A 13697-nucleotide genomic window follows, 5' to 3' on the forward strand; every position below is an offset into this window, starting at 1 on the left:
GCGCGGGGGGGGGGGCCCCCCCCCGGGGGCGCGGGCGCGGCCGGCGGCGCCCGCCCCCCCCCCCCCCCGCCCGGCCCCCCCCCCCCGCCGGGGGGCCCCCCCCCCGCTCCTACAGGTCGGGGGGGGCAAATTTGATGAAAGAAAGCGGCGTCATGCATTGCGCGTGACGCCGCTTCTGCTTTTATGGCTTGGGCAAAGTCGCGCGCAGTTCGGCGACCTGGCTGGCTTTCACCGCAGGCGCCTGGTTGCCCCAGTTGCTGCGGATGAAGGTCAGCAGTTGCGCCACTTCTTCATCGGACATGCGCCAGGCAAAGCCCGGCATGCCCAGCTCCGACGGCGCCGTTGCCGTAGCCGGCAGTTTGCTGCCAGTCAGCACCAGGCGAATCATCGACACCGGATCCTGCGACAGCACGGACGAGTTGCCGGCGATCTTCGGGAATACCCGCTGATAGCCCTGGCCGTCGGTGCGATGGCAGGCTGCGCAGTTGTCGACGTACAGCTCGGCGCCGCGACCGCTCTCCTGCCCTGCCTGCAACGCCTTGGCCGTGGCCGGATCGGCCTTGAAGCTCGACACCGAATGGGCGCTCGGCGGCAGGCTCTTCAGGTAGGCCGCCACGGCGTGCAGGTCGGCGTCGTTCAGGTGCTGGGTGCTGTGCACCACCACATCGCCCATGGCCCCACCCAGTACCGCGTGGGTTTCGCTGCGGGCGCTGCGCAGGGTCGCGACGATGTCATCGGCGCTCCAGTTGCCCAGACCGTCTGCCGGGTTGGCGCGCAGGTTCACCGCCAGCCAGCCGTCGATCACCGGGCCGCCAGCCAGGTACTCGCTGCCCGACTCATCCAGCGCCTTCTCCTGCAGGGTCAGCGCCCGTGGCGTGTGGCAACTGCCGCAATGCCCCAGGCCCTGCACCAGATAGGCGCCGCGAGCGATCTGCGGGTCCTGGTAACGCGCCGCATCGAACGCCACCGCTTGCGGCGCCGGTGCGAACACCTTGCGCCAGATCGCCAGCGGCCAGCGCATCGACAACGGCCAGGGCACGTCGTTGACGCGATTCTCGGCTTTCACCGGTTCCACCCCCTGCATGAAGTACGCATACAGCGCGCGTACGTCATCGTCGCTGGCGCGGGCATAGGACGGGAACGGCATGGCCGGATACAGGCTGTCGCCGTTGGCCGCGATACCGTGACGCAGCGCGCGGTCGAACTCGTCCAGCGAGTACTTGCCAATGCCGGTGTCCTTGTCCGGCGTGATGTTGGTGCTGTACAGCGTGCCCACCGGCGAGGCGATCGGCAGGCCACCGGCGAACGGTTTGCCACCCTTGGTGGTGTGGCAGGCGGTGCAGTCACCGGCGTCGGCCAGGTAGCGGCCCTTGTCGATCAACGCCTGGTCGATGCTCGCCGAGGCACTCAACGCAGGCGTCGAAGTGGGCCACAGGGCGAACGTGAACAGCGCCACGAACACCAGCACGCCCAGTGCGATCAGGCTCAAGAGAAACTTTTTCATCGTTGTTTCTCCTTATGCCTGAACCAGCGGGCCGGGGTTTTTCAGGTACTGCTCGCGAATGGCCTTGGCAGACCAGTACGCCAGCGCACCCACCATCCCGGTCGGGTTGTAGCCGTTGTTCTGCGGGAAGGCGTTGGCGCCAATGGCGAACACGTTGTGCACGTCCCACGATTGCAGGTAGCGGTTGAGCGCCGAGGTCTTCGGATCGCTGCCCATGATCGCGCCGCCGCAGGTGTGGGTGCTCTGGTACTTGGTGATGTTGTAGTGCTCGCCCGGCTTCTTGGCGTCGCCGGACATGTCGGTCGGGTTGAGGATCTTCGACATCTCCATGGCCTTGCCCACCAGGAACTGCGACGCCTTGACCTCGTTGTCGTGCCAGTCGAAGGTCATGCGCAACAGCGGCCTGCCGAAACCGTCCTTGTAGGTCGGGTCCAGGCTCAGATAGTGCTGTTTGTAGGACATGCACGCGCCCTGCACCTCGAAATAGAACGAGTGGCGGAACGCATCGCTGGCCGCCTGCTTCCAGGCCGTGCCCCAGTTCGGCGTGCCCGGCGGCACGTTGATTCCGCGCACCGGCCCGGCACCCGGCTGACGTGCCCAGATGATGCCGCCGCCGACGAAACCGGCCTTGGCATTGTCCAACTGGTTGCCGTTGAGGTTGTCCATGGTGGTGCCGGCGCCGCCGATCCCGATGAACTGGTTGGCCTGCACGTCCTTGTTGAAGAACAGCACCACGCGGTTGAGGTTCTGGTAGGAATAGTTGCGCCCCACCGTGCCTTCGCCGGTCTGCGGGTCATAGGGTTTGCCGATGCCCGACAGCAGCATCAGGTGCACGTTGTACAGCGAGAACGCGCACAGCAGCACCAGGTCGGCCTGCTGCTCGACTTCCCGGCCCTGGGCGTCGAGGTAGGTCACGCCGGTGGCCTTCTTGCCGTCGCTGTCCAGATTGACCTTGAGCACTTGCGCGTGGGTGCGCAGCTCGAAGTTCTTGCGCTGGCGCAGCACCGGCAGAATGCTGATGTTGGGGCTGGCCTTGGAGTAGTTCAGGCAGCCGTAGTCGCTGCAGAAACCGCAGGCGTTACACGGGCCCATCTGGCAGCCGTAGGGGTTGACGTAAGGTCCCGAGGCGTTTGAAGCGGGAATCGGGTACGGGTCCCAGCCCATCTCGCGGGCGCCCTTGTAGAACATCTCCGCGCCCAGGTAATTGGGGTTCGGCCCCAGCGGGAATTCACGGGAACGCGAACCTTCGAACGGGTTGCCGCCGGCCTGTTTCACGCCTTGGATCACCCCAGCCTTGCCCGAGGTGCCGCAGACGTATTCGAAGTGATCGAAATGCGGTTCCAGGTCCTCATAGCTGACCGGGAAGTCCTGGATGCTCATGTCGCTGGGGATGAATTTCGCGCCATAGCGCTGCTCGACATTGCTGCGCAGCTTGAAGTCTTCCGGCAGTGCGCGGAAGTGGCAGCCGGACCAGTGACTGCCCGCCCCGCCCACACCGGTGCCCGGCTTGAACGAACCCATCTGGCGATACGGCACGGCGGTGCCGTTGAGGCCGTGACGGGCGGTGACGGTTTCCTGGGACAGGCTTTGCAGGTAGCGACGATGCACCGAACCTTCCAGTTCGTCGACCACCTTGGGGTAGGCGAAATCCGGCTGGGTGTCGCGGTCGGCGCCGCGTTCCAGCACCACCACGTGCAGGCCGGCGTCGGTCAGTTCCTTGGCCAGGATCGCGCCTGTCCAGCCCATGCCGACGATGACGGCGTCCACTTTAGGTTTTGCAGTTGCCATGTTCAGCCCCTCCGTCCGGCCAGATCGACTGGCGGCAATGGATACGGCTTGTCGCGCACCGTGACCCAGTCCATGTAATCGGCGCGCATGCCCGGATAGCCGATCATCTTCCACGCGCCCATGTTCTTGTTGCCACCGTGGGACGGATCGGCGAAGTAGCCGTTGCGCACCTCGTTGAGCAGATTGGTGAAGAACAACTTCGACGAGATGTCCTGCAGCGCAAGCTTGCCGCTCTCGGCGGCCTTGAGCAGTTCTTCCTGCTGCGGATGGGACAGCTCGGCGAAGACCTTGCCGGAGAAGGTGCTCTTGCAGCTCTCGTCCATGGCCTTGATGCCAATGCGCAGGGTTTCGCGCAGGTTCAGGCGGCCCTGGTAACCGAACTCGGGCGCGGCCTCCAGAAACGGGCCTTGCATGTACCAGATACCGCCGTTGGCGTAGGGCGTCTGCATGTGGCGGTCGAGAAACTCCGGCACGCCAAGCTCGACGGCACCGGGGCCGACGTGATCCGACGGGATCAACCGGTCACAGGCGGCGATCAGAAAGGCCCACTCCTGCGGGGTGAAGAAGGTCGGCTTGTAGTCGCCGGGCACTGCCGGGGCTACCGGTTGCGCGGCCTGGGCGGCGTCGCTTGCCGGCGTCTGCGCGAAGGAGGTGCCGGGAAGGCCGGCACTGGCCAGGGTTACCACGGGGATAAGGGTCAACGACTTGCGCAGGAAATCGCGCCGCGCCGGTGACGTGTCGTCATCGAACATCGGGTTTTACTCCTCGGACTGAACACGGGTGTGCTGCGTTTTTCTTGTGGGGTGTTACGGCCTCTTGTCGTGGCTCTCGTTGTGCATCGCCCGTACGCGAAGGCTTGCACAGCCTTCGTGCCGGGAGATTCGATTGCCAGCTAATCATTAGATAGCTAAGCAATCGGGCGTTACTAAACCAGCTATTGCCGCCCTCGGCTACGAGCAGGGACGGGTTAAACGATTCATCAAATCTTGAACTGCCCTACCAGCGCGCTGAGGTTGTTACCCAGTGCCGAAACGTCGCGCATGGTACGGGCGCTCTGCTCGGTTTCCTCGGCGAGGTTTTCCACGGCGCCGGCGATCTGGTGCACGCTGCGGTTGATCTCCTCGGCGACCGAGGTCTGCTCTTCGGCGGCACTGGCGATCTGCGCGTTCATGGCATTGATGGTGCCTATCAGGCCCGAGATGGAATCCAGCGAGACGCCGACTTCGTTGGTCTGCTGGTTGGCGCCCTCGCCCGCTTCGGTGGAACGGCGCATGGCCGCGACCGAGGCATGGGTGCCTGTTTCAAGGCGGGTGATCATGCCCTGGATTTCCTGGGTGCTCTGCTGGGTACGGCTGGCCAGCGCGCGAACCTCGTCGGCGACCACGGCAAAACCACGCCCGGCTTCACCGGCCCGTGCCGCCTCGATGGCCGCGTTGAGCGCCAGCAGGTTGGTCTGCTCGGCAATCGAACGAATCACGTCGAGCACCGAGACGATGGAGCGCACGTCCTGTTGCAGGTTGTCCAGGCTGGTGCCGCTCAAGCGGATGTCATCGACCAGCGAACTCATGCCGGTGATGCTGGTGCCCACCACCTTGCGCGCGGCCTGGCCTTGCTGGTCGGTTTCGCTGGCGGCTTCGGCGGCACGCTGAGCGCTGAGGGCCACTTCCTGGGCTGCGGCGGACATCTCGTGAATCGCTGTCGCCACCTGATCGGTTTCCTCGCGCTGGCGCTGCATGGCCACCTCGGAACGCTGGGTCTGCTGCGTCGCCTGGTCCACCAGGCCTGCGAGATCTGTGGTCATCTGCGCGATCTGCCGGACCATGGCGTGGATCTTGTCGACGAACAGGTTGAACGACACGGCCAGATCACCCAACTCGTCGCGGCTGGTCACCACCAGACGATGGGTCAGGTCGCCGTCGCCGGCGGCGATGTCATCCAGGTTGGTCTTGAGAATACGCAGCGGACGCACGATACCGTTGGCAGTCCAGACACCGGCAGCAGCGGTCACCAGCAGCAGGATCAGGGTCACCACGAACACGCTGGCCAGAATGCTGCGGGTACGGCTGGTCACCGCTTGCTGTTCCAGCACCATGGCGGCGTCGATGTCGTCCATGTTGATCGCGCTGCCCAGCACCATGTCCCACTTGTCCAGGAACACGGTGTAACCCAGCTTGGGCACCTGCACCGCTTCGTCACCCGGCTTGGGCGCCGCGTAGTCGATGTAATGCTTTGCGTTTTTAGCGACCTCGACGAAGGTCTGGTAGTGATACGAGCCATCGGGATCGCGGGTGTCCCAGAAGCTCTTGCCGACACCGGCCGGACTGTCGCCCCGGAAGATGCGCACGCCCTTGGTGTCGTAGCCGAAGAAATAACCGTCCTCGCCGTACTTCATCGGCTTGAGCAGTTCCAGCGCCTTGTCCCGCGCGGCCATGTCGCCTTTGGCAGACGCGTCATGCAGCGGCTTGATGGTGGTCAGCGCGACATCGACATAGTTTTTCAGCACCTGGCGGTTGCGTTCCACCAGTTGCTCACGGGTTTCCTTCATTTCCTGATTGGCACTGTTTTGCAACATCCATGCGGCCACGCCACTGAGAATCAGGGCGAACAGCAACGCGGGAACGATGGCAAGACAGAGCAGCTTGCTTTTGACGGTCAGCTTCATGAGACGAATCACCTCCTGGTCGTGTGGTTATCCCCTATCGGCCGGTGATCGTACATCTTGAAATAAATTGATGGCAAATTGACGCCAATCAGTTGGCAGATTTAATCAGGGCGCACTCAAGCCGGCGTTCACGGGCGGGCAGCGGGCAGTTCTCGCAGTACTCGAGTCCCCCTACCAGATAGCGCACGCAACACACCCGACGCTGTCGCTTGAGGCCATGTTGTCCGATCACTTTGACGTAGCGCACCGGCTGATACAGCGGGTTGCGCGTGCCGTCAGGCTGGGTCGGCGCGGCCAGCAGTTCGTGGCCGTGGCCCAGGTCGGCGTGGGGAACGCCAGCGGCAAGCACGCCCAGCAACCACTCGAAATAATTGCCGGCATTGCTCCACAGCACTTTGGGCGAGACGCGCACACGCCCGGCGACGCCGTCGATGAAGGGACGCAAATGGCCCTCGATGAGGTCTTCGAAACGCTGGAAGGGATCCGTGGGTGTCGACGCCCAGCGTTGGCCGGCGTCAGGCAATTTGAAGGCCTGGGGCATGCCCTGCTCGTCCAGCACCAGTTGCAGCCGTTCCAGGTGCAATGGCAGCCGATGACCGAGAACCAGCGAAGCGGCCACCACGGGCGGAATCAGCTTGATGAAATAGTACTTGGTCCAGATCGATGCCAGACCGCGTCGGTCACCCTCGGCGTAATGCGCGCCAAAGCGGTCGAGCACCTGATCGAAAATTTCGGGGTCGAGCAAAGTGCGCAGGGGAATGCCCTCGCGCGGGTCGTCGTTCAGTACCAGCACATCGCGGTAATGGGCGAACTCGGCAATGAACAACGGCGCCAGGGCGGGGATCATCGCGCTGGCGCCGTTTGTGTGGTTCGACCTCTAATGAGGCTGACGCCGCGCCAGCACCAGCAACCCCTGCTCCAGCGCCGGGAACAGGCTGTTGTTGAAGTTGTTCCAGCGCAGTTCCAGGATGGTGTCGTCGGGGGCGATGGGCGTGTCGAGGACGTCGAAGATCACCTCGCCCGAATCGATGCCGTTATCGACGTAATGGAACGAGGCGCCGGTCATGTCCACCACCGGGATGTCCACGGTTTCGCGGGTCTTCCAGTCGATCACCTTCTTGCCACTGGCGCCGTACAGCGCGTCGAGGGTGGCGTAGGCGCCGCGACGCTCGTAGGGTGATTCCAGGCGGGTGATGCCCGGATGGATGTTGACGATACGCCGATGGAAATCCGCACCCGGACGGACCAGTTCATCGAGGATCACCAGCAGGCCATCGAGCACCACGACCTCCGCTTCGAGGGCATGCAGCCGCTCGCCCAGACGACGCTCGAAATCCGACTTGCCCGCCGGACGGCCCGTGTCGCCCAGAGGCAGGGCACGGTAGGTGGATGGCACGTTTTCCAGCAGGTCATTGACCAGGCGCCCCTGCACCTTGAGCCCGGCAGGATAGAACCAGTGCTCGCCCTGCCCCGGCGCGAAGCCGTATTCCCTGATGTTTTCCCGGTCGCGGGGCGATTGCGGGTTGTCGTCGCAGATCACCGCTTCCAGGGAGTAGTAATCCCCCAGCGGCGTGTCGTTGAGCGCCTGCACCAGGAACTCCAGGGGCGACTTCATGTAGCGTTTCTCGCCGTGGTAGTCGACGTACTGACCGGCCTTGTCGGCCGCCCCGTTGCGCAACGACCAGACGTACACAAGCTTGGTTTTTTGCATGGATTTCGAACTCATGGAGTGTTGAGCAGCGTGTGACCGTTGATGCCTTCGGCCATGGCGACCACCACCTTGCGCTCGCCGCTGAAGGGCTTGCGCGAGTGGGCGACGAGCATGTTGTCGAGCATCAGCACATCGCCGGTCTGCCAGGGGAACACCACCTCGCATTGCGCGAGCACGCCGCGAATCTGCGCCAGGGCGTCGTCTTCCAGCGGGCTGCCGTCGCCGTAGTAGACGTTACGCGGCAGGCCCTCCTCGCCCACGGTGTCCAGCAGGATTTCCTGCATTTCCGGATCGAGGTTGGAGAGGTGGAACAGGTGCGCCTGATTGAACCAGACCCAGTCTCTGGTGCGTGGATGTTGCGCCACGCCCTGGACCTGCTCGCGGGTGCGCAGGTCGCCGTCCTCGGTCCACTCGTACTGGATGCCGCGCTTGCGGCAGTAGGCTTCGACTTCGCTGCGCTGCTCGGTGTTGAACACCTGCTCCCAGGTCAGGTCCAGGCCGTTGCCGTAGTTGCGCACGTACATCAGGCGCTTCTCTTCGAAGCGTTTGCGCAAGGCCGGATCAATGCGGCGGAACACTTCGCGACTGTCGGCAATCGGCGTCTCGCCGCCACTGGCTGCGGCCTTGGCGCAGTAGAACCAGATACGCATCGGCCACTCAGTGGTGTAGGCCTGTTCGTTGTGCAGCGGGATCGAGCGGTGCGCGGGGTATTCGGTGGAGGTATAGACGCCCTTGCCACCGACCTTGCTGCGCGGGGTGGAGCCGAACTCGTAGTTGAGCAACGGGTGGCCGAAGGCTGCAGCGAAACGCTGGAAGCCTTCGACGCCTTCGCTGTCGAAACCGCTGAACAGGATGGCACCGTCGCGTTCGAGCATCCGCTCGACCACGCCGCGCAGGGACTGGAATTGCGCCGCCAGCGATGCACCCGGCTGGCCTGGGTAGACGCGCAGCGGAAAGCCGGTTTCGAGGTGGAGCTGGTGTGGCGTGAGCATGCTCATGTTCATGGGCAGGTCGCTCCGCAGGCAAATGGGTTTGTCTGATTCAGGCCATGGCCTTGCGCAGGCTCAGCGGGCGCATGTCGGTCCAGGTGGTTTCGATGTAGTTGAGGCAGGTCTGTTTGTCGCCTTCGACGCCAACGCTTTTCCAGCCTTCGGGGATGGCCTTGTAGTCAGGCCAGATGGAGTATTGTTCTTCGTGGTTGATCACGACCCGGAACTGGGTGTTTTCGCCGTCAAAGCTCATATGCAAAACCTCTTCAGATGGAAATCGCCTGCGTGCAGGAGGCGTTATCTAGAAGACGATTGAGGGGGCGGGATGATTAGTGGTTCTTTCAAAAAATCGGCGGAAATCCCGCTGGTTATGATCGTTCCCACGCTCCGCGTGGGAATGCGTTGTCTGACGCTCCGCGTCTTCTTGCGACGCTGAGGTCGGGTGTATATCCGTTTTCGCGGGGGTTTTAGCTTAGGGTTTCGCCCCTTACGGGCGACCTACTTTCTTCCGGGAAAGTAGGCAAACCATTTGCTCCTGGCTGGGGTCCTTCGGACTTCCCTCGACTCCGGCGCCGTTCCGGGGGCACGCCGTGATGGGCCGTCCCTGGCCCGCACAGCTTTCGCGGCTTCCTGCCGCTCATCCCCCTCCACGACGCCTGCGCTCGGCCTGGCGCCTTAACGTCGCGTTCGGCGGTGTCTGCACCATCGCGCACAAGATCAAAAGCAAGATCAAAATCTTTGGTTGAATCCCATCCCGTAGCAGCACGGCTTGCCGGCGGGAGCGATCTCAAAGGCGCCATCGCGAGCAAGCTCACTCCTACAGGTTGAGGTGACCACACCCGTAGCAGTCCGGCTTGCCGGCGTCGGCCGCCCAGAAATCGCCCCGCCGGCAAGCCGTGCTGCTACGGGAGGTGGGGCCGATGCGATTGGCTAAAACCATGCCCCCTATCGCGGCGATAGCAAACCTCCATTCGCCGCGATGGGCTGGCGGGCCTATTCTGAATCCATCGAAAACAGTTCTTATTCAGTGTCCATGGAGGCCTGCATCATGCCCAAGTTCATCACCAACCTGCACCTCGACGATTTCTTCTCGGCCGTGAACAAATCCGGCCTGTCATCCAATCTGGTGCTGTCGTCGATGGCGTTCCCGTTGTCCATCGTCTCGGGTCTGCTGCTGCTCGACGGCGCGTTGAACGCCAGCGTGACGTCAGCGGGGATCGGCGTGTTGGGTCTGATCGCGGCGCAGGCCATCAAAGCCCGAGGCCAATAAGGTCTCGGCGCGGGCCTCGAAGCAGCGCTCATCGGCCCTTCTTCAGCACATCGTACCTATCCGAACACCGTCACCGTCTGGCGGCTGATCGCCACTAACTCCCCTTTCGGCGTCCACAACGCGGCGGCCACATGGCCGTAACCGTCTCGCGCGTGTTCGATCACCGCACGATATTGCGTCCAGTCATGGGTGGTCATGGCCGGCAAGGGTTGAACGAATTCGATGGTCCAGGTCAGCGAGCTGCCCGGCGCCGGTTTGCTCAGGTGCGGCAAGGTCGCTGGCGGCCAGGTGTCTACCAGGGCCAACAGATGCGCCTCGGTCAGCGGTTCTTCTTCCACGTCGCGCAGGCGCGCGTAGCCGCCAATGGCGGGCGATGGCGTGTTCGAATAGGGAAAGCCGCCCAGCGCCCAGCGCATTTCGATGAAGCGCAGGTATTCGGGCATGACACCGGGGATGAACGGAAAGGCCGGTACATCTTGCACCGGTTTGAACGACGGCGCGGGCTCGGCCTGTACCGCGATCATCGATTCACGTGGCGCGCCGAAGCTGCCCTGGATCAAGGTCACGGTCTGCCCGTTCTGCACCGCCCGGCCCAGCACCTGGCTGACCGCCTTGCCCTCACGCAGAATCTCCACCTCGAAGGAAATCGGCACATCGACCGCAGGCGGCCCGACAAAGCAGATCGCCAGGGAACGCACGGGCCGGTCAGCCGCAACCCTGGCGCGCATGGCTTCGAACTGCAGCGCCGCCATCAGGCCACCGAAACAGGAACGGCCCTGGCCCCAGGCAGCGGGGATGGAAACGTTACCCGGGTTATCCCGCACGGCATCGAGTAATTCGGAAAATTTCATGCGCACTCCTGGAGGCGGACGACAGGGTTTTCCGGATGTTAGCGAGGCCGATGGCGCAGGACAGGGTTCATAACTGCCAATCCTGCGGCCTGATCGGGATCAGTGGGCGGGCTTTTCGCCAAAGCAGGCATGAAACAGGCGATCCAGCGCCTTGTCGGATTTCTCCTCGGCACGCAGAATCCCCAATTCCCATCCGGCCACACAAGGCGCAAGGTCCTTCTGTTCTTCGGCCTGGGCCAGCCACTGCATGTGATCGTGCCAGTCGCCCAGCGCGCCCTGGGCCGCCTTGAGGCGCTTCTGCATCCCGTCAGGCTGATGGCTCAGCTCAGGGTAGGCCTCGGCGGCGTAGCGCACGCGCTTGATCAGCAGGCGCAGGCGATGGCGGTCATGGGCAGGGTCGGCCATCGCCTCGCGCAGCTTCTTCCACTGTTTGTCCATGCGCTTCTCGATCCGCTGACGCAGCTTCTTGAGCAGGCCATGGCGTTGCTGGGCACGCAGGAACGACGGCAACTGGTCCAGCACGCCGAGCAGGCGATTGAGTTCAGCGCTGGTGGCCACTTGCGGGCAGGCCGTGTCCAGATAGTGCGTGCGTTTGCGGGCAGGCTCGTGCATGCCTTGCTTGTGCAGGAAGGCCGCCAGCACCTGCATGTCCCGCAGCGGCGTGGTCAGGTCACCGACGCCCTTGGCCGCCTCTTCGACCTGATCCATCCCCGGCAGACCGCGCAGCGGGCGCAATACACTGCGCAGACGCCTGACGGTGGTGCGCAGATCGTGCAGCGCTTCGCTGTCCGTCGACGCGGCCAGCCGTGCGTGGCAGGCCAGCAACTTGACGTTGAGACTGAGAATCTCGGCGACCAGATGATCGACCATTGAGGACATCGAACCACTCCTTATTCGTTCACGACTGCTTATTCATTCATGACCGCGGCTTGTCTCTGACCGCCGACAGGCGCCAGGGCAGGCTACGTCGTAGATATTTCAAACGTCGGCGTAAATGCCCGACCGAGCCTGCAACTCCGGCGTACCGCTGGGCTTCGAATTCCCGGGCGAACGCTTCGATGGCCTCGGCCTGCGCGGGAAAACGCAGGGCCGCGCGTCGGGCAAACGCCTGCGCACCTTCGCCCTGCTGTCGTTTAAGACCATGGCGGGCCAGCAGTCGTTCGAATGCGTTGAACAGCCGCAACTGCGAATCGCTTTCCCGCCGCCAGGGTTTGAACACCCACAGCGCCAGCAAGCCGAGGATCGCCACGGCGCCGCCCGCGAACACCGGCGCGTGAAACCCGGAGAACCAGCGCCCCAGCACCTGCAACTGCTGCTGCCCCTGATAGCCAAGTACCCAGCGCTGCCAGCCGTAGTTGAGGTTATCCCAGCTCATGCGGATCGCGTTGAGCCAGGCCAGATGGCGGTAGCGCAGGGCCGACATCGGCGAGTCACCGAGAAATTCCTCGTCAGCGGCCAGTGCCTGTTCCAGTCCCTGTTCGATTCGCGCCGGGGCCACCGCCGCCGTCGGGTCGACACTGCGCCAGCCCACACCCGCCTGCCAGTATTCGACCCAGGCGTGGGCATCGAACTGACGCACGCTGATGTAATTTCCGTCAGGGTTCAGCTCCCCGCCCTGATAGCCCGCCACCACTCGTGCCGGAATGCCGGCAGCCCGCAGCACGAAGGTCATCGCCCCCGCGTAGTGCGCGCAGAACCCCGAGCGGCTGCCGAACAGGAAGTCATCGATGCTGTTGGGGCCCAGCGCCGGCGGCTTGAGGGTGTAGTGAAACGGCTGTTCGGCGAAATTCGACAGCACGGCGTCAACCAGCCTGTCGGGCTGAGGGTAGCGCCGGTGCAGGTCGGCCGCCCATTCCCGGGCCTCGGGGTTGACCTTCGCCGGCAACTGCAGGTCCTGGGAACGGGCGCCGTCGCTGAGGGTGGTTTCCCGCACGGCGTCAGGCCAGGAGTTGACCGTGTAGAGGATCGACTGGTCGATGGGCCGCCTGCGCTGCCAGCGGAAATCGCTCATCTGGCGCACCCCGGCAAGGTCCGTCTCACCCACATCCAGGGTCATCAACCAGGGTTTGCCGGTGGGCTCCATGACCACGCTGTAGCTGACCTTTTCGCCGTCGCGGCGCCAGTCCGGCGCATCGGGCACCTGGGCCCGGGATGACTGGGACCAGCGGCGTCCGTCGAACTGTTCAAGGGTCAGGCCGCGCCAGTATTGCTGATCGCGTGGTGGCACCGGCCCCTCGAAACTGGCTCGGAACACCAGCGCAGCCGATTTGCTCAACTCGGTGACATCGGCCGGCGCCATGCTGTCGGACAGACCGGTCAGGGCCTTGTTGCTGGGCTGGGGCAGCGACCACAGCGGGTCCAGGCGCGGAAAGAACAGAAACAGCAGCAACATCAGCGGCACAGCCTGCAAAACCAGCTTGCCCGACAGCATCAGGGTGTCCGCCGGCTTGCTGGCAAAACCGGACTGCTGCAAGCCGATCAGCGCCGCCAGCAGGGTGACGATGGGCAGAATCGTGAACAGTCCCCAGAGCAGGGCATCCTCGAACAGATACCCCACCGACACGCAGAAGAACCCCAGGAAAATCAGCACCAGGGCATCGCGGCGGGTCTGCATTTCCAGCATCTTCAGGATGAACGCCGCGATCAGCAACGCCGCCCCCGCGTCCAGCCCCACCAGGCTGCCTCGGGCCAGGAAGATGCCGCCCGCCGTGCCCACCAGCAACCCGGACTTGACCCAGTTGCCGGGCATGCGCACGCGCATGCGAAAGATCTGGATGCGCCAGAAGGTGCAGGCCAGCCACAGCACGATCAAGGAAACGGGAACGTGCAGGGAAAACGGCACGATGACCAGTGCCTGAGCAATCAGCAGCCAGTTCAGGCTGGTCCTGGGGATGGGCTTGGCAAGATTGCCCAGGGTCATGG

The 13697-nt window shown here is 63.9% G+C and carries 12 protein-coding genes and 1 pseudogene; 1 reads left to right on the forward strand and 12 read right to left on the reverse strand.

Annotated features, from left to right (window positions below):
• Nucleotides 1–181 precede the first annotated feature (181 nt).
• The 9 genes and pseudogenes from ACIPO9_RS11970 to ACIPO9_RS12010 all read right to left on the reverse strand — a co-directional run bounded on the left by ACIPO9_RS11970 (nucleotide 182) and on the right by ACIPO9_RS12010 (nucleotide 8907).
• A complete protein-coding gene (locus ACIPO9_RS11970) occupies nucleotides 182–1504 on the reverse strand; it encodes a c-type cytochrome (protein WP_400781099.1) in 1323 nt (440 codons plus the stop codon).
• 12 nt (nucleotides 1505–1516) lie between these two features.
• A complete protein-coding gene (locus ACIPO9_RS11975; protein WP_400781101.1) occupies nucleotides 1517–3292 on the reverse strand; it encodes a GMC family oxidoreductase in 1776 nt (591 codons plus the stop codon).
• Between the two features lie 2 nt (nucleotides 3293–3294).
• The gene (locus ACIPO9_RS11980) at nucleotides 3295–4044 is read right to left on the reverse strand and encodes a gluconate 2-dehydrogenase subunit 3 family protein (RefSeq protein ID WP_400608566.1); all 750 of its coding nucleotides are present in this window, start codon (nucleotides 4042–4044) and stop codon (nucleotides 3295–3297) included.
• Between the two features lie 227 nt (nucleotides 4045–4271).
• Nucleotides 4272–5114, reverse strand: a complete 843-nt coding sequence (locus tag ACIPO9_RS11985) for a methyl-accepting chemotaxis protein (RefSeq protein ID WP_400608586.1) — start codon at nucleotides 5112–5114, stop codon at nucleotides 4272–4274.
• 15 nt (nucleotides 5115–5129) lie between these two features.
• Nucleotides 5130–5954, reverse strand: a pseudogene (locus tag ACIPO9_RS11990) (cache domain-containing protein); the annotation flags it as partial.
• Between the two features lie 88 nt (nucleotides 5955–6042).
• Complete coding sequence (gene fhuF, locus ACIPO9_RS11995; protein WP_400781103.1) at nucleotides 6043–6801, reverse strand: siderophore-iron reductase FhuF; 759 nt, start codon at nucleotides 6799–6801, stop codon at nucleotides 6043–6045.
• A 30-nt stretch (nucleotides 6802–6831) separates the two neighbouring features.
• On the reverse strand, nucleotides 6832–7665 hold the full coding sequence (locus ACIPO9_RS12000) for a formyltransferase family protein (protein ID WP_274131358.1): 834 nt from the start codon (nucleotides 7663–7665) through the stop codon (nucleotides 6832–6834).
• 11 nt (nucleotides 7666–7676) lie between these two features.
• Nucleotides 7677–8663 carry a TauD/TfdA family dioxygenase gene (locus ACIPO9_RS12005; RefSeq protein ID WP_400781410.1) on the reverse strand — a complete coding sequence of 329 codons (987 nt, stop codon included), beginning with the start codon at nucleotides 8661–8663 and terminating at the stop codon, nucleotides 7677–7679.
• Between the two features lie 43 nt (nucleotides 8664–8706).
• Nucleotides 8707–8907 (reverse strand): MbtH family NRPS accessory protein, encoded by a 201-nt coding sequence (locus ACIPO9_RS12010; protein ID WP_081569556.1) that lies wholly within the window; start codon nucleotides 8905–8907, stop codon nucleotides 8707–8709.
• Between the two features lie 795 nt (nucleotides 8908–9702).
• On the opposite strand from ACIPO9_RS12010, the gene ACIPO9_RS12015 reads away from it, so the two are divergent.
• Complete coding sequence (locus ACIPO9_RS12015) at nucleotides 9703–9924, forward strand: hypothetical protein (RefSeq protein ID WP_274131360.1); 222 nt, start codon at nucleotides 9703–9705, stop codon at nucleotides 9922–9924.
• A gap of 56 nt (nucleotides 9925–9980) precedes the next feature.
• Here the strand turns inward: ACIPO9_RS12015 and ACIPO9_RS12020 are convergent, their stop codons facing one another.
• From ACIPO9_RS12020 to ACIPO9_RS12030, 3 genes are all read right to left on the reverse strand, one after another.
• Entirely contained in the window at nucleotides 9981–10775 is a 795-nt protein-coding gene (locus tag ACIPO9_RS12020) for an acyl-CoA thioesterase (protein ID WP_400781105.1), read from the reverse strand.
• A gap of 99 nt (nucleotides 10776–10874) precedes the next feature.
• A complete protein-coding gene (locus ACIPO9_RS12025; protein WP_400781107.1) occupies nucleotides 10875–11654 on the reverse strand; it encodes a CHAD domain-containing protein in 780 nt (259 codons plus the stop codon).
• Nucleotides 11655–11691: 37 nt separating this feature from the next.
• A complete protein-coding gene (locus ACIPO9_RS12030) occupies nucleotides 11692–13695 on the reverse strand; it encodes a DUF3488 and transglutaminase-like domain-containing protein (protein WP_274131433.1) in 2004 nt (667 codons plus the stop codon).
• Nucleotides 13696–13697 lie beyond the last annotated feature (2 nt).

This window comes from Pseudomonas sp. NPDC090203, assembly GCF_044746765.1.
Lineage (GTDB): Bacteria > Pseudomonadota > Gammaproteobacteria > Pseudomonadales > Pseudomonadaceae > Aquipseudomonas > Aquipseudomonas putida_AD.

Excerpts from the sequence above, each read along its gene's own strand:
- fhuF (WP_400781103.1), bottom strand. The coding sequence starts at position 6,801 with ATGATCCCCGCCCTGGCGCCGTTGTTCATTGCCGAGTTCGCCCATTAC.
- ACIPO9_RS11970 (WP_400781099.1), bottom strand. The coding sequence starts at position 1,504 with ATGAAAAAGTTTCTCTTGAGCCTGATCGCACTGGGCGTGCTGGTGTTC.
- ACIPO9_RS12000 (WP_274131358.1), bottom strand. The coding sequence starts at position 7,665 with ATGCAAAAAACCAAGCTTGTGTACGTCTGGTCGTTGCGCAACGGGGCG.
- ACIPO9_RS11975 (WP_400781101.1), bottom strand. The coding sequence starts at position 3,292 with ATGGCAACTGCAAAACCTAAAGTGGACGCCGTCATCGTCGGCATGGGC.
- ACIPO9_RS12005 (WP_400781410.1), bottom strand. The coding sequence starts at position 8,663 with ATGAGCATGCTCACGCCACACCAGCTCCACCTCGAAACCGGCTTTCCG.
- ACIPO9_RS12010 (WP_081569556.1), bottom strand. The coding sequence starts at position 8,907 with ATGAGCTTTGACGGCGAAAACACCCAGTTCCGGGTCGTGATCAACCAC.
- ACIPO9_RS12025 (WP_400781107.1), bottom strand. The coding sequence starts at position 11,654 with ATGTCCTCAATGGTCGATCATCTGGTCGCCGAGATTCTCAGTCTCAAC.
- ACIPO9_RS12015 (WP_274131360.1), top strand. The coding sequence starts at position 9,703 with ATGCCCAAGTTCATCACCAACCTGCACCTCGACGATTTCTTCTCGGCC.
- ACIPO9_RS11980 (WP_400608566.1), bottom strand. The coding sequence starts at position 4,044 with ATGTTCGATGACGACACGTCACCGGCGCGGCGCGATTTCCTGCGCAAG.
- ACIPO9_RS11985 (WP_400608586.1), bottom strand. The coding sequence starts at position 5,114 with ATGGTCCGGCAGATCGCGCAGATGACCACAGATCTCGCAGGCCTGGTG.
- ACIPO9_RS12020 (WP_400781105.1), bottom strand. The coding sequence starts at position 10,775 with ATGAAATTTTCCGAATTACTCGATGCCGTGCGGGATAACCCGGGTAAC.
- ACIPO9_RS12030 (WP_274131433.1), bottom strand. The coding sequence starts at position 13,695 with ATGACCCTGGGCAATCTTGCCAAGCCCATCCCCAGGACCAGCCTGAAC.